Origin of the sequence: Dehalococcoides sp. UCH007 (assembly GCF_001010485.1) — a bacterium.
GTDB classification, from domain to species: Bacteria; Chloroflexota; Dehalococcoidia; order Dehalococcoidales; family Dehalococcoidaceae; genus Dehalococcoides; species Dehalococcoides mccartyi_A.
This window is the reverse complement of the sequence record NZ_AP014722.1, coordinates 628,282-649,594: the sequence shown is the minus strand read 5'-3', so window position 1 is coordinate 649,594 and position 21,313 is coordinate 628,282. Positions and strand designations below refer to the sequence as shown.

The 21,313-nt window shown below is 48.0% G+C and carries 23 protein-coding genes; 5 read left to right on the top strand and 18 right to left on the bottom strand.

Going from position 1 to position 21,313, the window contains the following annotated elements; translation table 11 throughout:
• Positions 1–2: 2 nt before the first annotated feature.
• The 4 genes from panD to surE form a co-directional block, all read right to left on the bottom strand.
• Complete coding sequence (gene panD / locus UCH007_RS03435) at positions 3–377, bottom strand: aspartate 1-decarboxylase (RefSeq protein ID WP_046961053.1); 375 nt, start codon at positions 375–377, stop codon at positions 3–5.
• Positions 378–399: 22 nt separating this feature from the next.
• Positions 400–1,272, bottom strand: a complete 873-nt coding sequence (locus UCH007_RS03430; RefSeq protein ID WP_231854737.1) for a Rossmann-like and DUF2520 domain-containing protein — start codon at positions 1,270–1,272, stop codon at positions 400–402.
• A gap of 149 nt (positions 1,273–1,421) precedes the next feature.
• A complete protein-coding gene (locus UCH007_RS03425; RefSeq protein WP_012881999.1) occupies positions 1,422–1,976 on the bottom strand; it encodes an OB-fold protein in 555 nt (184 codons plus the stop codon).
• Positions 1,977–2,108: 132 nt separating this feature from the next.
• Entirely contained in the window at positions 2,109–2,906 is a 798-nt protein-coding gene (gene surE / locus UCH007_RS03420; RefSeq protein WP_041330857.1) for a 5'/3'-nucleotidase SurE, read from the bottom strand.
• A gap of 160 nt (positions 2,907–3,066) precedes the next feature.
• On the opposite strand from surE, the gene queA reads away from it, so the two are divergent.
• Positions 3,067–4,098: a tRNA preQ1(34) S-adenosylmethionine ribosyltransferase-isomerase QueA gene (gene queA, locus UCH007_RS03415; RefSeq protein WP_023652274.1), complete on the top strand. Its 1,032-nt coding sequence runs from the start codon at positions 3,067–3,069 to the stop codon at positions 4,096–4,098.
• 80 nt (positions 4,099–4,178) lie between these two features.
• Here the strand turns inward: queA and UCH007_RS03410 are convergent, their stop codons facing one another.
• The 3 genes from UCH007_RS03410 to UCH007_RS03400 form a co-directional block, all read right to left on the bottom strand.
• Positions 4,179–5,261: an ABC transporter permease gene (locus UCH007_RS03410; RefSeq protein ID WP_046961052.1), complete on the bottom strand. Its 1,083-nt coding sequence runs from the start codon at positions 5,259–5,261 to the stop codon at positions 4,179–4,181.
• Positions 5,258–6,175 carry an ABC transporter ATP-binding protein gene (locus UCH007_RS03405; RefSeq protein WP_046961051.1) on the bottom strand — a complete coding sequence of 306 codons (918 nt, stop codon included), beginning with the start codon at positions 6,173–6,175 and terminating at the stop codon, positions 5,258–5,260. Before UCH007_RS03405 ends, UCH007_RS03410 begins: the two co-directional genes overlap by 4 nt.
• 98 nt (positions 6,176–6,273) lie before the next feature.
• Positions 6,274–6,936 carry a hypothetical protein gene (locus UCH007_RS03400; protein ID WP_046961540.1) on the bottom strand — a complete coding sequence of 221 codons (663 nt, stop codon included), beginning with the start codon at positions 6,934–6,936 and terminating at the stop codon, positions 6,274–6,276.
• 281 nt (positions 6,937–7,217) lie between these two features.
• Here UCH007_RS03400 and hpt point away from each other — a divergent pair, with 281 nt between their 5' ends.
• The 3 genes from hpt to UCH007_RS03385 are packed head-to-tail and all read left to right on the top strand — an operon-like array spanning position 7,218 to position 10,199.
• Entirely contained in the window at positions 7,218–7,766 is a 549-nt protein-coding gene (gene hpt, locus UCH007_RS03395; RefSeq protein ID WP_041223359.1) for a hypoxanthine phosphoribosyltransferase, read from the top strand.
• Positions 7,750–9,465: an adenine deaminase gene (gene ade, locus UCH007_RS03390; protein WP_046961050.1), complete on the top strand. Its 1,716-nt coding sequence runs from the start codon at positions 7,750–7,752 to the stop codon at positions 9,463–9,465. The genes hpt and ade overlap by 17 nt, the downstream gene beginning before the upstream one ends.
• The gene (locus UCH007_RS03385; protein WP_046961049.1) at positions 9,465–10,199 is read left to right on the top strand and encodes a phosphoribosyltransferase; all 735 of its coding nucleotides are present in this window, start codon (positions 9,465–9,467) and stop codon (positions 10,197–10,199) included. Before ade ends, UCH007_RS03385 begins: the two co-directional genes overlap by 1 nt.
• Here UCH007_RS03385 and UCH007_RS03380 read toward each other — a convergent pair.
• Genes UCH007_RS03380 through UCH007_RS03365 form a run of 4 tightly spaced genes read right to left on the bottom strand, consistent with a single transcriptional unit; the run spans position 10,192 to position 14,107 of the window.
• Positions 10,192–10,941, bottom strand: coding sequence for a pseudouridine synthase (locus UCH007_RS03380; protein WP_046961048.1), 750 nt, complete (start codon positions 10,939–10,941; stop codon positions 10,192–10,194). The two genes, UCH007_RS03385 and UCH007_RS03380, sit on opposite strands and share 8 nt — an antisense overlap.
• 21 nt (positions 10,942–10,962) lie before the next feature.
• Positions 10,963–12,210, bottom strand: a complete 1,248-nt coding sequence (locus UCH007_RS03375; protein WP_046961047.1) for a metallophosphoesterase family protein — start codon at positions 12,208–12,210, stop codon at positions 10,963–10,965.
• 13 nt (positions 12,211–12,223) lie between these two features.
• Positions 12,224–13,525, bottom strand: a complete 1,302-nt coding sequence (locus UCH007_RS03370) for a glycine--tRNA ligase (protein WP_046961539.1) — start codon at positions 13,523–13,525, stop codon at positions 12,224–12,226.
• A 36-nt stretch (positions 13,526–13,561) separates the two neighbouring features.
• Positions 13,562–14,107, bottom strand: coding sequence for a hypothetical protein (locus UCH007_RS03365; RefSeq protein ID WP_046961538.1), 546 nt, complete (start codon positions 14,105–14,107; stop codon positions 13,562–13,564).
• A gap of 70 nt (positions 14,108–14,177) precedes the next feature.
• Here UCH007_RS03365 and UCH007_RS03360 point away from each other — a divergent pair, with 70 nt between their 5' ends.
• Complete coding sequence (locus UCH007_RS03360; RefSeq protein WP_052753397.1) at positions 14,178–14,831, top strand: MBL fold metallo-hydrolase; 654 nt, start codon at positions 14,178–14,180, stop codon at positions 14,829–14,831.
• 12 nt (positions 14,832–14,843) lie between these two features.
• Here the strand turns inward: UCH007_RS03360 and UCH007_RS03355 are convergent, their stop codons facing one another.
• The 7 genes from UCH007_RS03355 to tmk are packed head-to-tail and all read right to left on the bottom strand — an operon-like array spanning position 14,844 to position 21,313.
• Entirely contained in the window at positions 14,844–16,883 is a 2,040-nt protein-coding gene (locus UCH007_RS03355) for a sodium-translocating pyrophosphatase (RefSeq protein WP_046961046.1), read from the bottom strand.
• Positions 16,884–16,887: 4 nt separating this feature from the next.
• A complete protein-coding gene (locus UCH007_RS03350) occupies positions 16,888–17,541 on the bottom strand; it encodes a haloacid dehalogenase (RefSeq protein WP_041223357.1) in 654 nt (217 codons plus the stop codon).
• The gene (locus UCH007_RS03345; protein ID WP_046961045.1) at positions 17,534–18,592 is read right to left on the bottom strand and encodes a thiamine phosphate synthase; all 1,059 of its coding nucleotides are present in this window, start codon (positions 18,590–18,592) and stop codon (positions 17,534–17,536) included. The genes UCH007_RS03350 and UCH007_RS03345 overlap by 8 nt, the downstream gene beginning before the upstream one ends.
• Before the next feature lie 35 nt (positions 18,593–18,627).
• Complete coding sequence (locus tag UCH007_RS03340; RefSeq protein ID WP_046961044.1) at positions 18,628–18,993, bottom strand: YraN family protein; 366 nt, start codon at positions 18,991–18,993, stop codon at positions 18,628–18,630.
• Positions 18,983–19,618 (bottom strand): ribonuclease HII, encoded by a 636-nt coding sequence (locus UCH007_RS03335; RefSeq protein ID WP_046961043.1) that lies wholly within the window; start codon positions 19,616–19,618, stop codon positions 18,983–18,985. Before UCH007_RS03335 ends, UCH007_RS03340 begins: the two co-directional genes overlap by 11 nt.
• Position 19,619: 1 nt before the next feature.
• Complete coding sequence (gene mnmA, locus UCH007_RS03330) at positions 19,620–20,693, bottom strand: tRNA 2-thiouridine(34) synthase MnmA (protein WP_046961042.1); 1,074 nt, start codon at positions 20,691–20,693, stop codon at positions 19,620–19,622.
• Complete coding sequence (gene tmk, locus UCH007_RS03325) at positions 20,690–21,313, bottom strand: dTMP kinase (protein WP_046961041.1); 624 nt, start codon at positions 21,311–21,313, stop codon at positions 20,690–20,692. Before tmk ends, mnmA begins: the two co-directional genes overlap by 4 nt.

Genomic DNA, 21,313 nt, shown 5'->3' with positions numbered 1-21,313 from the left:
ATTTATACCTCTAAATTCTGGCTGGCAACCCCGTTTTTTACTTTGGTTATGCGGTTAAGCCCATCTACATATACCAGATTCGGCTGGTGGGTAAGGGTATCTTCTTCAGTTATCAGGCTGTAGCCCAGTATAATTACTTTATCACCCTTCATTCCCATACGGGCAGCTGCCCCGTTTAAACATATCTGTCCGCTGCCGGCCTGACCTTCTATAACATAGGTCTCCAGCCGCGTTCCGTTATTTACATTTACCACATGCACCTGTTCATAGGGCAGCAAGTTGGCCACCTGCATAAGGTTTTTATCAATGGTAATACTGCCTTCATAATCTATGCAGGCATCGGTAATGGTAGCCCGGTGGATTTTGCTTTTGAGCATGATTCTCACTGTATATGTCTCCTTAATTTGCCAGTATCGCGGATACTTTTTCTATGCCAGCCAGATTGGGGTTTTCCTTATCAAGCACTATTTTAACAGTTTGCCTGCCCAGTTCTTTATAAACAGGCAGTAACTCAGGGGCATTATTTTCAAGATTTGCCAGATGATTTAGAACCGTCCCGTAATCCCCCCTGGCTATAGGCCCGGATAGAGCATCGGTTATACCTGCTTTTTCTATATTTGAAAGGGTGCCGCGCACCAGCGGCATCAGGGCTTTAATAGCCCGGTCTTCAGGCACACCGAAAGTCTGCCAAAGCTGAGCAGCCATTTTCATAAGGGTGACCAGATAATTAGACGCCATAACTGCTGCCAGATGATAACTTGGCTTATCTGCCGGTTTAAGGACTATCCATTTTCCGCCAAGCACTTTTACCATATCTTTAAGCACAGACAAAGTCTGGTCATCACCCTCCAGCGCATAGGTAATACCCTCAAGATTTTTTACAGGGTCTGCCTGCAAATTGAAGCTTTGAAGCGGGTGCAATACTCCCGTATGCGCACCGAAATCTTTAGCGGACTGCAACAAATCAGCCGAATAAGCCCCTGAGCAGTGAATTACATATTGACCGGGATGCCAGTTAGTACTGCGGCAAACTTCGGCAATAGCGTCATCCGGGGTAGTGATAAATACAATATCAGTGGTATCAGCCACTTCCTGCGATTGCAGGCAAAATTTAGCAGCACAGAGTTTCTGGCAAAGCTTTTCCGCAGGTCCAGGTGTGCGGCTGGCAATGCCCGAAATCAAATAGCCTTTTTGGGATAATCCCAAAGCCAAAGTGCTACCCACTCTGCCTGCCCCTATAAAACCTATATTCTGCACAAGTACTTCTCCCATAATGATAGATGCCCTCCCCGGCAGACCGAAGAAGGCATCTAAAAATTTTTCTATTTACCGTCTCGGCCGTTTTGCGATCCAAGCGGGGATATATTTAATTTGAAGTTTTAAAGGCTCACTGCCGTTTATGGTCAGTGGCATATAGGCTATTAAGCTTCCAGATTATGATCATAAGGTATCAATTGGACATCCTCAGTGAATGAGTTAATAAGCGTAATCCTGCCATTTGTTAAACCCATACATGTTCCGGTAATTTCAATATCCATACCGATTGAAATAGCCGCACCCGGTTTAATCACATAATTCCCAAAGTAACAAACTACATTTGCCCCGTTACTCTGATCAGTCTTAAGGGATATCCAGCAACTATTAGCAGTGGTTCCGTAAACAAAACCTGCTACTTTGCCTGTGACTTTTATATTTTTGCTCTTATAATACTGGTCAGGATTGGTTTCACCGGGATCTACATAATGGGAATACAACGTCTCAGCTGTTATTGTCAGGTCGACCGTAGCATCAGTTGAATTATCAGTAATAGGGTTGGTAACCTGATCAGTGCTGTCAGTATTTCCGGTAGGAGAACTGTCTATTTTGCCTTCCAGAGCGACAGAGATTGAAAATATTATGCTTACAGCCGCAATCACAAGCACAGGCGAAGAAAGCATTATACCCCGTAAAAACTTGCCGTTCGAAGTTTTATTCATATCCGTACCCCAGTTTTCAAAATGTTACCCTAAAATGATATACCACATGGCATATCCGGTCAAGCGAAAGAGTATTTGAGGCATCTGATAACGGCTGAAGAACCTACCAGGCATAATGAAGAATATATAAACCTAAACTCTCTCCTGGCAATCTTTAGCGGCTTTAAGTATTCCGCTGGTCTCGGCATCCTCAAGGGTAAAAGAGGGCTGTTGAAAAAGTCTTTCGTGCAAAGCGCTTATAGAAATATACCCGTTCTCTATAGCCCAGATATCAGTTTTCTGATTATCTGCGAGGCTTAACTGGCGGCGTCTGAGCCAGAAATACCGTTTCCTGCCGTCATGTCCCTCTTCAACTGTTTCTATATGGGTTTTATGCGCAAGCGGAGTAACCCGTAATTCATTTATGCGTGAAAGAGGCAGGTCTGGAATATTTATATTCAGAAAAGAATTCCTTGCAATATCTCCATTTTTTATCCTGCGCGCTACTTCCATGGTAATACAGGCGGCACTATCCAAATTTGCAGGTTCCTCAGTAGTAACGGGTATAGAGATAGCTATGGAAGGTATACTACGCAAATAACCCTGCAGGGCAGCACCTACTGTACCTGAAATAAGCACATCATCTCCCAGATTCAAGCCATGATTTATACCTGAAACCACTAAATCCACCGGTTCGGCTATCAGTTTGGCCAGACCCAATATTACACAGTCACAGGGGCTGCCCTCTACCGAATAGGCCTCAATCCCCGAAATAAGCGGGTGGGTTTTCTGTACTCTGAGGGGTTGGCGCAGGGTTACCTGAGTACCGGTAGCACTCTGCTCACGGTCAGGCGCTACCACTATCACTTCGCCAACTTCTTTAAGCCGCTTCACCAAAGCCCACAGGCCTGATGAATAAATACCGTCATCATTGCTTACAAGTATTCTCATAACAAAGATGAGTTTAGCATACCCTTAAAAACCGGGCAAACCTGCATGGCCTATCCTCAAAGAAAGTTTCGTTTACCTAAAATTGATTAAACAATCTCTGCCAGATATACTTACAAGTAGTTAAAACAGGCTCTCGCCGTATATATATATTTGAGGATTCATGAAAACCAGCGATTTTGATTACAACCTGCCGCAGGAATATATTGCCCAGAAACCTGCAGAACCGCGTGACAGTTCGCGTTTACTTGTTTTAAACCGCCAAAGAGGAGAACTTACCAGCCGTATCTTTGGGGAGATAACCGAGTACTTCAAACCGGGAGATGTGCTGGTAATGAATAACAGCAGGGTACTGCCAGCCCGCATAAAGGGAATCAAACGGGATACTGCCGCTAAGATTGAGATACTTCTGTTGAAACGTGACGGGGATAATTGCTGGGAAGCCCTTTTAAAACCCGGCAAACGCACCAAACCCGGAACAATTATTGATATACATCAGCACGGTGAAGAAACGTCTACCCAAGCGGAAGTGCTGGCAGATAAAGATGACGGCATAAAACTTCTGCGTTTTTCAGATGAAACACACCTTATGAAACTGGGCGAAGTACCCTTGCCGCCATATATTCACACGCCAGTTTCAGACCCGGAACGCTACCAGACAGTTTACGCACTGACTAACGGCAGTGTAGCTGCCCCCACCGCAGGGCTTCATTTCACCACAGATTTGTTAAAATGTTTGAGCGAGATAGGCGTAATCTGCACCTATGTAACTCTGCATATAGGACTAGATACCTTCCGACCTGTGAAAGAGGAAGACCCAAATGACCATATAATCCACCGCGAATACGGAATACTAAGTGCGGAAACTGCCGCGACTATCTGCCAGGCCAAGGCAAACGGCAAACGGGTATTTTGTGTGGGTACTTCGGCCACCAGACTGGTGGAGCAGGCTTCCAGTCTAAGTCAGAACGGGATTATTGAACCATATTCGGGCTGGGCGGATTTATTTATCTTGCCCGGGTATAAATTTAGAGTGGTTGACTGTTTTATTACGAACTTTCATCTGCCCCGTTCCACCCCCCTTATGCTGACAGCCGCTTTTGCCGGCTGGCCATTTCTAAAAAAAGCTTATGAAAAAGCTATACATGAGCATTACCGTTTTTACAGTTTTGGTGATGCCATGCTGGTTTTATAAAACACCCCCCAAAACTACCCATAAATAACAAAGGCCGGGTTTAATTCCCGGCCTTTAGTTTTATTATTCGCAAAAACTGGTCATTCCCAGCGGAAAAAGCGGACTGAGATAGCCATACAGACTACCAGCCAGCCTGTGACTACCAGCAAATCAACCCCCAGCGGGAAAGCGGGAGCTCCATCTACCATTACCTGTCTGAAGGCATCACCCAAATAGGTCAGCGGTAAAGCATTTACCACCGGGCGCATGAAATCCGGCATATATTCCAGCGGAAAGAAAATGCCGGAAAGGAACATCATGGGGAACTGAATAAGCTGCACAATGGGCATAGCACCCTCTTCGGTCTTGGCCAGTGAAGCCACCAGAAACCCCAAACTTATAAATGACAGCGTTCCCAGCATCACCAGCCCTAACAGCAGCCACCAGTTGCCTAAAATCTCAACGCCGAACATAAGCTGCCCGATGACTATAATGATAACGGTCTGAAGCACAGCCAGCCCCAGCCTGAGCACCACCTGGCTGAATATAATAGTGGAGCGAGAAATAGGGGAAGCACCCAACCGTTTCAAAATCTTCTTTTCCCGCTGCTGAATAAGCGGCATAGCCGAATAAATTCCCAGGAACATGATAGACATGGCCAGCACACCGGGGATAAAGAAACTCATCATGCTCATATCTTTGGTTTGGATAGTCTCTTCGGTTATCTGAAACAAAACAGGAGTCTGGGTTATCTCACGGTTTATACTCTGAAGTATCTCCTTGACCACCGGCAAAATAATCTGGTTTACGCTGGTCTGAGAGCCGTCATAATAAACCTGCACCTCAGTAGTCTGCCCGGACAGAGCTGCCTGCCCCAAACCCTCCGGCAATATTATAACCGCCTTGAGTTTACCATCTGTAAGAAGTTGCAGACTTTCATCCCGTGGGTTATCTTGCACTGAAAATATGCTTACCTGGCTGAAAGCTTGAACTATACCCTGACTTATCTGCGAATCGTCTTCGTTTACCAGGGCAACATCATAATTAATCTTGTCTGTACCGCTGAAAACCAGCCCGAACATAATGATAAAGAGTACCGGGAAAGCCAGGGTAAAAAACAAAGCAGTCTTGTCCCGGAGAAATTGCTTGAAATTGGCATTTAGCATATTTAAAAACGAGTTCATTCTCTTATCTTCCTGCCGGTCAGTTTCAAGAATACGTCTTCCAGAGTGGCCTGGCGGACATGCAGATTACGCAGTTCGGTATTACCCTTGTTTTTATCCGCATAATCCAGTATGGCGCCCATAGTTTTCGGGACATCAGCCGAATATAAAATAACCTCAAAACCTTCTACCGAAGCACTGGTCACACACGGAAAAGACCCCAGAAGTTCACCGGAGGGCACAGGTTCCATTTCAAACTCAATGGCGCTTTCTTTAAAGTTGCCTGAGATAAGTTTTTTAGGTGTATCCAAAGCAATAATCTTGCCATGGTCTACTACCGCAATCCGGTCACAAAGCCGTTCTGCTTCGTCCATATAATGGGTGGTGAGGAAGACTGTTTTACCCTGTACGCGCAGCTCTTCAATAACCGACCACAAACCCCGTCTGGCCTGAGGGTCAAGCCCGGTGGTGGGTTCGTCCAGAAAGGTAATCTCCGGGTTATTGACCATAGCCATAGCTACCGATAAGCGCTGCTGCTGACCGCCGGAGAGATTCTTAGAAAGTACCTTGCGGCTTTCGGTCAGTGCTACCATTTCCAATAGTTTATCAACCGGCAGAGAATTACGGTAGAAAGAGGTGAAAAGTTTTAATATTTCTTCTACATTTAACAGCGGCAAAAGAGCCGGAGCCTGAAGCTGGATGCCGATAAGCTGTTTAATCTGTTCACGCTGTTTGCGTACATCCATGCCCATCACCGTGACACTGCCTGAATCCGCATCCCGCAGACCCTCAATAATTTCGGTTGTGGTAGTCTTACCGGCACCGTTCGGGCCCAGCATACCGAAGACCTCACCTTTTTTGACCTTAAAACTGATACCATCCACCGCCCTTATTGGACCGTAGACCTTTACCAAGTCTTGCACTTGAATAACCATCTGTTTCCTTTCTCTGTATGCAGTGAAAAGGCATAATCAAGACTGCACGTGCACTAACTATACAGCAGCAATATTAAGGCTAGATTAAGGAAGACGGGTTAACTGCCTGTAAAGTTTTGGATGAGCAGATAAACACCATAGCCCAGCACAGCCACCGCAGCAATCAGGAGCACCACCAGAAGGGGCATTACATCATTGCGGCGGTTAGGACGGTAACTGCGCTCCTCATGGTAAGCCTTGGCAGGGCGGCGGGGAGTACGGTAGCGGGGTTCTTCATCTTCGTAATAATCATCTTCAGCAGCATAACGGCGGGAGGTGCGGCTGCGGGGACGTTCTTCGTACTGGTCATAATAAGGATAAGCCTGCCTGGCAGGTCTAGCGGCAGGGGTAGTATCATCTTCATCACGGTAATTCCGCGGCCTGGCAGTTGATTCCAATTCTTCATCATTTTCATATTCGTCATCTTCGATAGCAGGCGGTACTGGCGGTGAAAACTTTTCGGATGACTCACGGCGGATGGTATTCTTATAAAGACGGCCGGTTCGCTCAAGAGGGGGAGCGTCAGGGTTTAACATCTGGCCGCAGCTTGGGCAATAGTTAACCTTCCCCACAATGCCCTGTCCGCAGCTGCAAAAGGTCATATTATCTATATCGGGGTTTTGCGAACCCCGGGGTTGTCCGACACCGCAGAAAGGGCAAAACAGCAAACCGGATTCTACCAGATTATCATCAAAATCACGGGAACAATTAAGACACTTCATAAAATCCTCGTTATCTATCAATTTTAGTTGGCAAATTATAACACTCTTTTTCCCCGAAGCATACCATTTAGCTTTAAACTTTGTATTTATGGAACTAAAGTTTAACCAGCCGAAAAGGTCAAAACACCAGCCGCTGCGCACCTCCCCGTAACAAATTCAACTACCAGTGACTATAACGTATTTCAGGCTGCAAGGTTAGGCAGGAATAATAGATGTCCGTGCGGCCGAAAAACCCCGGTTTTCTAGACAGGTGAAGTTTTGGGGGCTATAATCACAACCAGATGATGAACAGGATAAATCTTTCGCTTTTTATTCCCAGGGCTGATATTGAAGTTTACCTTGAACGTTTGGCTGCTGAAATTAACCGTAGCTACCAAGATAAACCGCTGGTGGTAATAGGCGTGCTAAAGGGGTCATTTATTTTTATGGCTGACCTGATTCGCCGCCTGAATATGCCTGTTGAACTGGAATTTGTAGGGCTGGCCAGTTACGGTCAAAATACCCAAAGCAGCGGCAAAGTACGCCTGACCCGCCCCCTTAAGCGGGATATTACCGGCAAAGACGTACTGGTAGTGGAAGATATTGTTGATTCGGGGTTAACTATTTCTTACCTTTTAAAGTATCTTAAAAGGCGTAAAGCAAACTCGGTAAAGCTGTGTGCCCTGCTCAGTAAACCCAGCCGCAGAATCTGCCCGGTAGAAATAGACTATCTGGGCTGCGAAGTAGCTGATAAATTTCTGGTAGGTTACGGGCTGGACAGGGGCGAATGCCACCGCCAGTTACCTGAAATATTTGCTCTGGAGGAACAACCGGATGCAGACAAACCTTAGTCAGCTGATAAAAGTTGCCAGAGGGGAAGCCAAAGCCGATTTGGTGCTTTTAAATGCCAAAGTAGTAAACGTATTTAACGCTGAAATAGAACCGGCAAATGTAGCTGTGTTTGGCGGCCAAATAGCCGGTGTAGGGGACTACACACTGGGCAACAGGGTGATTGACCTTAAAGGGGCGTATCTTCTGCCCGGACTTATCAACGGGCATACCCATGTGGAAAGCTCCATGCTGGATATTTCCCAATATGCCAGAGCAATAGTTGCCCATGGTACTTCCGCCTTGATAACCGACCTGCACGAAATAAGTAATGTCTGCGGCAAAGAGGGCATTGATTATGTCTTGAGTGCTTCAGCCGATTTGCCTTTAAACATTTTTTTACAAGTCCCTTCCTGCGTACCTGCCACCCATCTGGAAACTGCCGGAGCCGAAATAAACTCTAATGATGTGACGGAGCTGCTGTGTCTTCCAAACGTAACCGGACTGGGAGAAATGATGAATTTCCCCGGGGTACTGTTCGGTGTCCCTTCGGTACTGGATAAGATTAAAGCCGCTTCGGGTAAAGTGCTGGACGGCCACGCTCCGGGTCTTTCGGGCAAGGATTTAAATGCCTATATTTCCGTCGGGATACACTCTGACCATGAGTGTATCCACCTTAACGAGGCCAAAGAAAAACTGGCCCGCGGCATGTACATAATGATACGCGAAGGGTCTTCGGAGAAAAACCTGACAGAGCTTCTGCCGCTGGTAACCGATAAGACTTATAAGCACTGTATTTTTGTGGTAGATGACCGAAGCTGTGCTGATTTGCAAAGGGACGGGGATATTGACGCAGTAGTGCGCAAAGCCATAAAGCTGGGACTTGACCCCGTAAGGGCTATCCAGCTGGCCAGTATAAACACCGCCGAATACTTCTGCCTGCAGGGTCACGGGGCAATTGCACCCGGATATCTGGCCAATATGATAGTCTGCCAAAACCTAAATCAGCTGGATATAGATATGGTCTTTCACAAAGGGGAACTGGTAGCGGAAAAGGGTCAGGTGTTATTTAAACCCCAAAGCCGCATATCCAAATCACTTCTAAGCAGTATGCACATAAAATCTTTTGACATCAAAGACCTAGCGCTTAAAGGCAGCAGTACCCAAATGCCTGTCATAGAGGTAATACCCGGGCAGATTGTAACCCGCAGGTTAAATCTGAAAATACCCGCTGAAAACGGGGTTATCACGCCAGATATTAAACAGGATTTGCTAAAAATAGTGGTATTGGAAAGACACTGCCAAAGCGGCAATATAGGACGGGGACTGATAAAGGGGTTTGGAATTACAAAAGGGGCTATAGCTTCATCTGTCGCCCATGATTCGCATAATGTAGTAGCCGTAGGCACAAATGATGCCGATATATACACTGCCGTAAAGGAACTGGAAAGGCTAAACGGAGGCATTGCCCTGGTGGTGAACGGTAAGGTAAGTGCTTCGGTGCCATTGCCGGTAGCCGGGCTGCTTTCCACCCAGCCGCTTGAAAAAGTGGTAGACGCACTGGAAGAAATAAATAAACAGGTAGCCGGACTGGGCTGTAAATTAAGCGCCCCCTTTGCCACTTTATCATTTATGGCACTGCCTGTTATACCCGAACTGCGCCTGACTGATTTGGGGCTGGTAGATGTAAACGCTTTTAAACTTATTCCGCAGGAGACATGATGCACAGACCACTGGTATCGCCCATATTTGAAAACCGATTTGATGCAGGCAGGCAGCTGGCTGAAAAACTGACCCAATACAAGGACAAATCTGCCATAGTGCTGGCTATCCCTAACGGCGGTATACCCATTGCTACCCAGGTGGCTTTGGCACTGGATGCCGATATGGATATGATTATTTCCCGTAAACTGCCCATACCGTTAAGGCCGGAAGGAGGCTTCGGGGCAGTGGCAGATGACGGAGCGGTGATGCTTAACCACGAAGTGGTAAATTACCTAAAGATGACCGAACAGCAAATACATTATACGGTCAACAAAGTAAGGGCTGAAGTCCAGCAGAGAAGCCTGCTGTACAGGGGACACCGCACACTTTCCATAATGAACGGGCGGACAGCTATTATCATTGATGACGGACTTGCCTCAGGTTATACCATGCTGGCGGCAATAGAATCTGTAAGGCGTAAAAAACCGGCCAGAATAGTTGCCGCCGTACCCGCTGCTTCAGCTACTGCCCGTAAACTGGTAGAAAAGGCAGCCGACGAAGTAATTACCGTAGCTGACGGGTTTATGCCCAAGTTTTACGTATCAGATTACTATCGGTATTGGAATGTACTGGATGATGAACAAGGGTTAAAGGTATTTAAAGACTGGCAGATGCGCCGCCAAAACTTAAATCTCCGCCCTGAAAACTTGCCTCCGCCCAGCATGACCATGCGGCGTAAACCCCTTATTTAAGGCGGGTAATGCGCTTTAAGGCGGCTATTTCTCCCGGAGTAAGCTCACGGGTTTTACCCTCTTCCAGTTTGCCCAAACGCAGTGTGGCTATACGGCTGCGCTTCAGAGCCTTTATCTGGTATCCCAAATGGGCAAACATACGCCTTACTATCCGTTTTTTACCTTCGTGTATTATCAGTTTGTAGTTATACGGCGGTTCATCTGTAACCCGGCTTAAGCGGGCAGGTGAGGTCAGCCCGTCATCCAGCAGCATGCCTTTTTCCAGACTTTCTTTATCTGCCTGGGTAAGTGCGGCATCAATGGATATCAGATATTCTTTTTCTATTTGATAGCTGGGGTGGGTAAGGCGGTTAGTCAGTTCACCGTCATTGGTAAGCAATAGCAGTCCTGTAGTAGCCTCGTCCAGCCTGCCCACCGGGAAAAGCCCTGCCCCCTCATAACGGCGGTGGATCAAATCCATCACAGTTTTACGGCCCAGTTCATCACTGGTGGTAGAGACTATTTCAGGCGGTTTATTTAACATAAGGTATATACGGCGGATACGGCTAAGTTCAACAGGTTTGCCCTCAAAGGTTACCTTATCCTTCTGGGTATTTACCGGCTGGGAGTAAGATTCCGCTTTCTGCCCGTTCAGGGTAACCAGACCCTGTTTAATAGCCTCCGCCATTTTGCGGCGTGAACCGAGCCTGGCTTCCACTAAAACTTTCACCAGCGGAGTACCTGAAGATGCATTATACGACATTAAAATTCCTTTAAATGGGTATTAAACTTTTGTCTGCTTGTTATCCAGTGCAGTATACAGCCTGCGGCCATATTCCAGCAGAGTCTTTTTCTCCTGTGCCGAAGTCTGCCTGGCATCCAGATAATGTTCCAAAGCCTGAACAGGGTCAAGCCCCTCCGCTTTGAAACCGCCCTCTCTTTGGCGGCTTGAGCGGGTGAAATTTTTGGAAACAGTGAAGTTATGGGCCTCACGCAAAGCTTCCCGTATATCATTATCCCGCAGCTGCCCGCCAATCTCTGCCGGCAGCTCCAGCTTCAGGCGGACTATTGCATCTTGTATTTCCTGCTTACGTGATTGTAATATATTTATTACTTCCAGAGTCGGGTCAAGGCTGTCTGCCGTTACAGCATGCTCTATAGTCAAAAAACGGCGGCCTTCCAGTTTTATAAACTCAAATTCAGTTTTACGGTTGAGGGGGTCTATCTCAACCAGATAAAAACCTTTATCGTCTTTTTCTTCGCCGAAATCCAGCCTTTCCAGACTGCCGGGATACACTACCGGAGGTGAAACAGACAATACCTGCTGCTTATGGATATGCCCCAGGGCAATATAATCAAAAGCAGGGTTGGCAATATTACTTAACATAACTGTTGGCTCGTGACCTATTGAAATATTCCGCTCGGAGCCCAGTTTGGCGGTATTGACCGAAAGATGGGCGGAAAGGATGGCGGGGATATTTTTATCAAGCTGGCCTGCCAGATTTTCTATAATACCAGCCAGATAATGTTCTACCCTCTGGTTCAGTTCCTCAATACTCAGGCTTTTTTCTTCTTTCTGGTTTGAGACCGAAAGAACAGAGGAACGGCGTAACCACGGCAGGGAGGCGACCTGAACAGGTCCGCTGCGGGTATTTATCAGCCGCACTTCCGCCTTGGCGGAAACATGCACATTGGCAATATTAAGCGTGTCAAATATTTCGGTTGTAGTAGCCCTGCCGATGGCATTCGGCAGGTCATGGTTTCCCACCAGCAGAAACACCTGTATGCCGCTATTTGCCAGGGTACTTATCCGGCGGGCGAACTCCCGCTGCTGAGTTTGGGAAGGGTCACGGCTTTTGTAAGCATCACCGCTGAAAACCACCAAATCCACTTTGTTCTGAATGGCATAAGCCACCAGATGGTCAAAAGCAGCCAAGAAATCAGCCAACCGGGATGAAAGCCCGGTTGCACTGTCAAAACGGCCGTAATTCTCCACCCCTATGTGAAGGTCTGCAAAGTGGAGGATTTTCAATTTCGCCTCCAAATCAGCTGTTAAACGGCTCACCCGAAAGTTTGGCTGCCAGTATATAACTCAGTTCGGAAACTTTAACCCGTATCTGTCCCATGCTGTCCCTGTCACGTATGGTTACCATGCCGTCTTCCAGAGACTGGAAGTCCACCGTAACACAATAGGGTGTACCTATTTCGTCCTGACGGCGGTAACGGCGGCCAATACTCTGAGAGTCATCGTAAGCTACCATCCAGCATTTTCTAAGGTCTGCATAAATCTTACGGGCATAATCAGACAGTATTTCTTTTTTGGAAAGAGGCAATACAGCTATCTTGTACGGGGCAAGTGCAGGGTGCAGGTGCAAAACAGTCCGTATTTCGTCCTTGTCTGGTTCTTCGGCATAAGCATCAATCAGGAAAGCCAGAGTAGAGCGTTCAACCCCGGCTGAGGGTTCTATTACATAAGGTACAAAATGTTCTTTGGTTTCTTCGTCAAAATACTCCAGTGCCTTGCCGCTGTATTTAGCATGCTGGGTCAGGTCAAAGTCACGCCTGTTGGCTATACCTTCAAGCTCACTCCAGCCCATAGGGAAATTATATTCCACGTCATAGCAGCCTTTAGCATAGTGAGCCAGTTCGTCAGAGCGGTGAGCCCGAAGCCTAAGGTTTTCAGGATTCATACCCAAATTTTTATACCAGTTCAGGCGGTACTGAGTCCATTCCTCCAAGCAGGCATCATCCGCACCCGGTTTTACAAAATACTCCAATTCCATCTGCTCAAACTCGCGTGAGCGGAAAATAAAGTTACCGGTAGTAATTTCGTTGCGGAACGATTTACCTATCTGGGCAATACCGAAGGGCAGCTTTTTGCGGGTGGTATTTAAAACGTTTTCAAAATTTACAAATATGCCCTGAGCGGTTTCCGGCCGCAAATAAACAATATTGGCCGCCTCTTCAACCGGACCCATAAAGGTTTTAAACATGAGGTTAAACTGGCGGGATTCGGTAAGCTCACCGCCGCAGGCCGGGCATTTGGGTTCGGCAAGGTCTGTGGGACGCCAGCGCATTTTGCAATTTTTGCAATCCACCATGGGGTCGGAAAACCCGGCCACATGACCGCTGGCTTCCCAAACGCGGGGATGCATGATGATACTGGCATCCAAACCCACCACGTCATCCCGGTCACGTACCATATACCGCCACCAGGCTTCTTTAACATTGCGTTTCAGCTCTACGCCCAGCGGGCCGTAGTCCCAGCAACTATTCAGGCCGCCGTAGATTTCACTGCTGGGGAATATAAAGCCCCGGCGGCGGGCCAGAGAAACTATTTTATCCATGGAAACAGGCTGAGAAACATTTTCAGACAAGGTCAATTACTCCTTTTTACTTGCACTCGGGCCGTTAAAAGTTTTGTAAGCCCTGACAAATACCGGAATGGCAAAAATCCCTATAACGATGGCCGCTATAACAATAAGGATAATGGCAAACAGCCACAGGGGCAACAGGTGAATTTGATGAACATTATAGACAAATACGTCCAGCAGAGCATATGCCAGTATCAGCTGGGGCACAGCCATGATATTGCCCATAAACCCAAGCAAAGTTCCCGGTTTCACCCAGAAATCCGTCTGGTTGGTTTTAAAAAAGCTGAGCCGCGGCAGGAAAAACGCCAAGCCAAAAGCCAAAAGTACCACTAAAACCTGCACTCCAACCAGCATGCCGGTTATAAGCCCGGCATTTATATAGGTAACCGGTGCGCCGTCAATACTGAAGCGGTAAGCTACCTCTACCGGCAAACGGCCAAAATAAATAGCAGTAAGGATAAGCGACATAACCAGCACCAGCAGCGGTGCCATGAAATAAGCCGGACGGAAGCTGAATGAAGCGGCAGACAGATTCGGCTGATTATCTATACTCATGAATAAAAAGTTATCAGCTTTGGGCAAATAAGTCAAAAATATTTTGGCGGATACCAGCTTTAGTGCTAGAATGTGCCAAAATATTATCCTTGAGGCTTATACAAACATGCTTAACCGCAAACTCCGTTTAGGTTTACTGGGTACAAACTGCTATATACTGGGTGATGAAGAAAGCCGTGAGGGGCTTATAATTGACCCGGCTGCTATCTCAAACTCAATCCCCGAAACAGTGACCGAGCACCAGCTGAATGTAAAATATATCTTACTTACCCACGGGCATCTTGACCACCTGGCAGGGCTGGATTATGTCCGGAAACTTTACCCCGAAGCTAAACTCTGTTTTAACCCTTCGGATGCCAGCTTAAGTGAAAATATTGAGCTGGTAAGTTACCTGGGAATGCCCGCGCTGCCAAACCTTGTGCCGGATATTCCGCTTGATGAAGGCAGTACGCTGGAACTGGGCAAAACCAAATTTTCGGTTATTTCTATACCCGGACATACACCGGGCGGTATCTGTTTATACACGCCGGGTTATTTGTTCAGCGGGGATACCCTTTTTAACTCCGGCATAGGGCGGTCAGATTTTGAGGAAAGCGATGCCGAGGCCTTGCGGCAGAATATAATAAACAGGCTGCTCAGCCTTCCCCCTGAAACCCTTGTCTTCCCCGGACACGGCCGGGAAACAACCATTGGCAAGGAAAAGGCCGGCAACCCGTTTATTTAGCTTTATATAGTCTTAAATTATACCGCTAAAATTAGCCAGTATAGGTGCCATAACCAAGGCAATAATGGCAACCAGCTTAATCATAATATTAAGTGACGGTCCGGCGGTATCCTTCATGGGGTCTCCCACCGTATCACCCACCACTGCCGCTTTATGGGCATCCGAACCTTTGCCGCCGTAAGCCCCGGTTTCAACCCATTTCTTGGCATTGTCCCAGGCACCGCCGGCATTGGCAAAGGTGACTGCCAGTATAAACCCGCACAGGATAATACCGGCCAGAAAACCCACCACGGCAACCGAACCCAGCAGCCAGCCGACTATTACCGGTGAAACTACCGTGATAATACCGGGTAAAATCATCTGCTTAATGGAGTCACGGGTGCAGATATCTACACATTTGCCGTATTCGGGCTTGGCAGTGCCGTCCATAATACCGGCAATCTCTTTAAACTGACGCCGCACCTCGTTCACAATGGAAAAACTGGTCACACCCACCGCTTTTAAAGTAAGTGAACAGAAAACAGCCGGCATCATAACACCCAGCAAAAGCCCGGCCAGCACCTTAACATCCAGCAAGCTTACCTGCGAAGCGGTTATACCAACCGCCTGGGTGTAAGAAAGCAAAAGAGCCAGTGAAGTAAGCCCGGCAGAACCTATGGCAAACCCTTTGCCTATAGCAGCAGTGGTATTGCCCAGAGAATCAAGCGCATCCGTCCGCTCGCGTACTTCCTTGGGCAAACCCGCCATTTCAGCTATACCGCCAGCATTATCCGCTACCGGACCGTAAGCATCAGTGGCATCTTGTATACCCAGAGTAGCCAGCATACCCACGCCCGCTAGGGCCACGCCATAAACATCACCGAAAGCATAGGAAATCACAATAGCCGCTACCACCAAAACGATAGGCGGTACTACACTCAAAAGACCTACTGAGAAACCTGAGATAATATTGGTAGCCGCGCCCGTCTGGCAAGATGCCGCTATACCCAAAGTAGGTTTATAGACGTAAGAAGTAAAGTAGTTGGTGCTTTCACCGATAAGCACACCCGCCACCAGACCGGCCAGAATGGCAACAAAGAGACCCAAATCTGCTTGAAGATACCAGACAGCCAGGAAAGAGAATACCGCCGATAAAAAGGCGGCTGCCAGAGTACCCTTGCGTAAAGCTGCCAGCAGGGCCTTCATCTGGAGTTTTTCCCCGGTACGTACTAAAAAGATACCTATAACCGAGGCCAGTATACCCCCGGCCGCAACCAGCATGGGCAGGAAGAAAGCCGCTTCATCAGACGGGACAAGCGAATAGCCCAGTTTCATTGAGAAGGCACCGACAGTAGCCAAGGCCATGGTGGCTATAATGGAATCTACATAAGATTCAAAAAGGTCAGCCCCCATGCCGGCCACATCACCCACATTATCACCCACAAAGTCTGCCACTACCGCTGCATTGCGGGGGTCATCTTCGGGGATACTTTTCTCCACCTTGCCCACAATATCCGCACCAGTATCAGCCGCTTTGGTAAAAATACCGCCGCCCACCCTGGCAAAGATAGCTACAGAGGAAGCACCAAAACCGTATCCAGGCAAAATCTTAATGAAGTCCACGTCACTGCCAAAGGCAAAGTACATTATTGAAAGGCCGATAATGCCTATGCCAACCACACACATACCCATAACCGAACCGGCTCTGAAGGAAAGCTTCAATCCCTGATTAAGGCTGTGGCTGGCAGCGGTAGTAGTGCGTGAGTTAGCCTTGACGGCTATACTCATACCTATAAAACCCGCAAGCCCCGAGCATAACGCACCAAACAGGAACGAAACCGATACCGGCCAACCCAGTGAGGGCAAAAATGCCAGTATGACAGTCACTACTGCTACGAAGATAGCCATCACCGTGTATTCACGGGTAATAAAGGCCATTGCACCTTCCCTAATGGCAGATGCAATTTCCCTTACCTTAGGTGTGCCCTCATCTTGCCGTAGGACAAATCTGGCCAGCAGCCCGGCAACCGCCAGACCCGCTAAACCGACAACCAATGCAATCCAGATAGACACTAAATTACTCCCCTTTCCGGGTCAATTTTGACTGGAAATCTTCCAGCTTTTGCTCAAGCCCCTTTTGCTGTATATATAACGTTAAATCACTTCGGGTGCGTTCCAGTACACCCCGAACCATATCTGTAGTCCGGCGAAGCCCGCCGGTAATGGCATCCGGGAAATCCATGGTAACCAATACTTCGTAGATATCATCCATAGCCTGAAGCAGCTCTTCGCCACGGGTATCTTCGCCCTTTCTCAGGCCATCCAGTATATAACGCCTCAGTTCACCTGCCGCTTCGCCAATACCGTTTAAATAGGCGGCATTGTCCACTTCCAGTTCCTGTGGTGAGGGCATATCCTTGCCATCCACCAGAGCCAGTACGGTATTGGCTTCGGCGTATTCTTTTTGGGCATCAAGGAAAAACGCGGTGTTGGATAGTTCGCCGCATGCGTCTATAGCCTGCCCGGCCTCCTTAATAAGGGCTTTGGCCGAAACCAGCATTTCTCTTGCCTGTGCCAGTTCCTGGCGGTGAACTGCCCTGATAGCCAGACTGCAATAGCGTATAGCTTCCCGGCTGACAGGCAGGGATTTTTCACGGGCGGCATCACGGGTTTTAAAGTTTTCCCGTATGCTGTCAGATATCTGTTCCATTTTGAGACTGATGCTAGTCAATTTTTGCTGCCTCCATAAGGGTTATAAATTCTGAAGTAGCCTTTTTAATATCAGGCGCACCTAAGACCGCACTTATCAGGCAGAGGCTATCCGCACCTGCCTGCATGGCTTCATAAAAATTCGACTTGTTTATGCCGCCAATAGCCACCAGAGGTATTTTTACCACTTGGTGAATGGCCTGTAAACCTGAAAGGCCGCCGAAAAGGACATCTTGTTTAGTTTGGGTGGGAAAAACCGCCCCGGCAGCCACATAGTCTGCCCCTTCGTTTTGAGCTGAAACAGCCTGTTCGGGCGTATCCGCAGAAATACCTATAATGCTATCCGGCGGCATAAAGCGGCGGGCTTGCGAAAACGGCATATCTGTCTGCCCCAGATGAAGCCCGTCCGCACCGCAGGCAAGGGCAATATCCAAGCGGTCATTTATAATAAAGAGCGCACCGTATTCAAGGCAAATTTCTTTCAAGCTTACGGCCAGTGCCAGAAACTTTCGGGCAGAGGCCGTTTTAGCCCTAAGCTGGATAAGGCGGCAACCGCCCTCAAGCACTTCTCTGGTAACTGCAGTTATATCCCGCCCGGCCAGATAATCTGCATCTATAGCCACATACAACCCCGTTATCATATCCCGGCGGTTTGTACGCAAAAGCCTGGCCGCCAGGTCTTTTTCAAGGGTATAAAGTTCAAAACGCCCGCGGCTGTAGAGAGCGGCATCAAGACCCGTCTCAGGTAAACCGGCAAACTCTTCCAGAACCCGCAGGGATTGTTCTGCCCGCTTGGCATTGGCACTTACAAGCGAAAATAAGGTTTCCGGTTTGGACTGGTCAGATGTTTCTAACTGAGCGCCGATATCAGTATCAGCTTGGCGGGAAAATAACAGACGGGAATTGGAAGCAATATCCTGCAAAGTAAGTGAGTGACGCAGGTTTTTGAAACGTGAATTAAGCTTTTCATCTTCAAGGTATAAACGGGCAATCTCTTCCAGTACCCGCAACCCTTCACTTAAGCGGTTCTGGTTAACATCAACTATCCGCCACAGTTTTTCAAGATTATCCACGGCAAGATTTTAACATAAACCCATATCTGTCGTCTTCATTCTTCGCCCAGTGCATTTTTAATCAGTTCCAGTTTAGGTTCAGGCTGGCTGAGATCTACTGAAACGAAGTCTATCCGGCAGGGCAGATGTTCCAGATGGTATTTTTGCATATAGCTTTCGGCACTGGCAATAAGATGGGCTTTTTTACGCAGGGTAACAGATTCAGCAGGCAAACCGTATTCCAAGCGGCGTTTGGTACGCACCTCAATAAATGCCAGACACTCACCATCCTGCCCCACTATATCAATTTCACCCTCAGGCAGGCGGCAGTTGGTCTGGATAATGCGATAGCCCAAAGTCATCAGGTACTCTGCTGCCAGTTCCTCACCCAGTTTACCTGTTGCTTTACGCTTATATGACATCAAACATACTCTTTAAAGGGGCAAAAGTGCGGCGGTGGATGGGGGAGATACCTTTTTGGGAAATGCACTCCATATGAAGCGCAGTACCGTAACCCTTGTGTTTGGCAAGGTGGTACCCGGGATAGGTAGCATCAAGCTCGCACATCAGCCGGTCACGGCTGACCTTGGCAATAATGGAAGCACAGGCAATACTGAAGCAAAGGGCATCGCCGTCCACAATGCCCTTTTGGGGCAGGGGAATATCCGGCAGTTTCAGGTAATCCACCAGCAAATAATCAGGCCGGCAATCCAAGTGTTCCACCGCCGTCTTCATGGCAAGTCTGGTAGCGGGGGCAATCCCCAGACAGTCAATCTGGGTGTTATCCACTACACCCACCCCGAAACTTATTGCCATGGAAACAATATGGCAGTAAAGGTATTCGCGTTTTTCGGGGGTAAGCACCTTGCTGTCACGCACCATAGCCACCCATTCGCCCTTTAGCCGGGGCGGCATGATGACCGCTCCGGCTACCACTGGTCCGGCCAGACACCCTCTGCCGGCTTCGTCTAAACCGGCAATTGAGGAAAAACCCTGCTTCCAGAGCTGCTTTTCCTCAGCCCAGCCGGGGCAGATAGCGGCAGGCATATCAGGCGGCGTCCCCGCCGTGTTCAATAATACCCCCGCCAAGTACCATATCACCCAGATAAATAACGGCTGCCTGACCGGGGGTGGCTGCCCAAACGGGGCTTGCCAGTTCAAGTAAATAAAAATCACCTGTTTGGGATATCTTTTTCACCTCGGCCGGGGCGGCTTTGTAGCGGACTTTGACTATCATACCGGGGGTATCCAGCGGAATACTGCTTTCCCGCCAGATGAAGTTGCTCAGCAATATGCGGCTGGTATACAGTTGGTCATGGCTGGCAACCGTAATGGTATTGGCCTCCGGATTCATATCTGATACAAAGAGCTTTTCATTTGAAGCCAGCCCCAGTCCCTGCCTTTGGCCTATGGTATAAAGAGGTAGCCCCTGATGTTCACCCAGTATTTTGCCGGTTTTATCCAGAATTTTGCCGGGGGTAAATCCCATACGGGTGGACAGAAAAGACTTGTAATCACCGTCAGGTATAAAGCACACGTCCTGGCTTTCCTTTTGGGAAACGGGCAGTTTCATCTTAGCCGCTAAACGGATAATATCCTTTTTGTACCTTTTGCCAAGTGGGAACATAAGACGGGACAGTGATTCGGGCGGCAGGGTGTATAAAAAATATGACTGGTCTTTTTTCTCATCGGCCCCTTTTAGAAGGTGAGTGCCGTTTCCATCTGAAAGGACACGGGCATAATGTCCGGTAGCTAAATAACCGGCATTGAAATCAGGTATTTTATCAAGCAAAGCGCCTATCTTTACATAATAATTACAACGAATACAGGGGTTCGGAGTACGCCCCTGCGAATACTGCTGGCAGAAATCTGCAATAACCCTTTGGGAAAAAATATCACTCAAATCAACCACATAATGGGGGATACCTAGAGCGGCCGCCACTTCACGCGCCCGGTTAATAAGTTTCAGGTTATAGCCGTTGCCGTAAGGTTCATTATTGGACTTGAGTTGCAGGCTGACCCCGGCTACATCGTATCCCTGTTCAAGCAGGAGCATGGCCGCAACCGAGGAATCCACCCCGCCGCTCATAGCTACCATTATCAGTCCAGGATTATCATTCATTGCGGCAGCTTCAAAAGAACGTTAACCCTTTGCCTGATACATCTGGCAAGCTCTAACTGGGGCAGTGAAGCATCCAGTTTCAGAAACCTGTTTGGTTCGGCAGCGGCAATAACCCCGAAACCGTCACGAACCCTTTGGTGGAAGCCGTTATTTTCACTTTCAAAGCGGTCAGGCGGCAACTTTCCTTTGCGAAGGAGAGCGGCTTTGTCATCCATATCCAGCCAGATGGTTAAATCAGGTACCAGACCACCGCTTGCCAGATTGTTTATACATTTTACCGTATCCAGCTCAAGCCCCCGCCCGTACCACTGGTATGCCAAGGTGGAATCTGTATAACGGTCACATATAACTATATTGCCGTCCTGCAAGGCCGGTTTAATCACATTGTCTATAAGGATAGACCGCGAGGCATTGAAAAGAAGCAATTCCGTAAGCGGGGAAATGTTTTCTTCTTTAGACCACTTCAGCAAACGGGTTATTTTATCACCTGAGCGGGTACCGCCGGGTTCGTGAGTAAGCACACACCCCAGCCCCAGTTTTTTCAGATACCTGTACAAGGCTTTGGACTGGGTGCTTTTGCCGCAACCCTCGCCGCCCTCAAATGTTATAAACAAAGACAT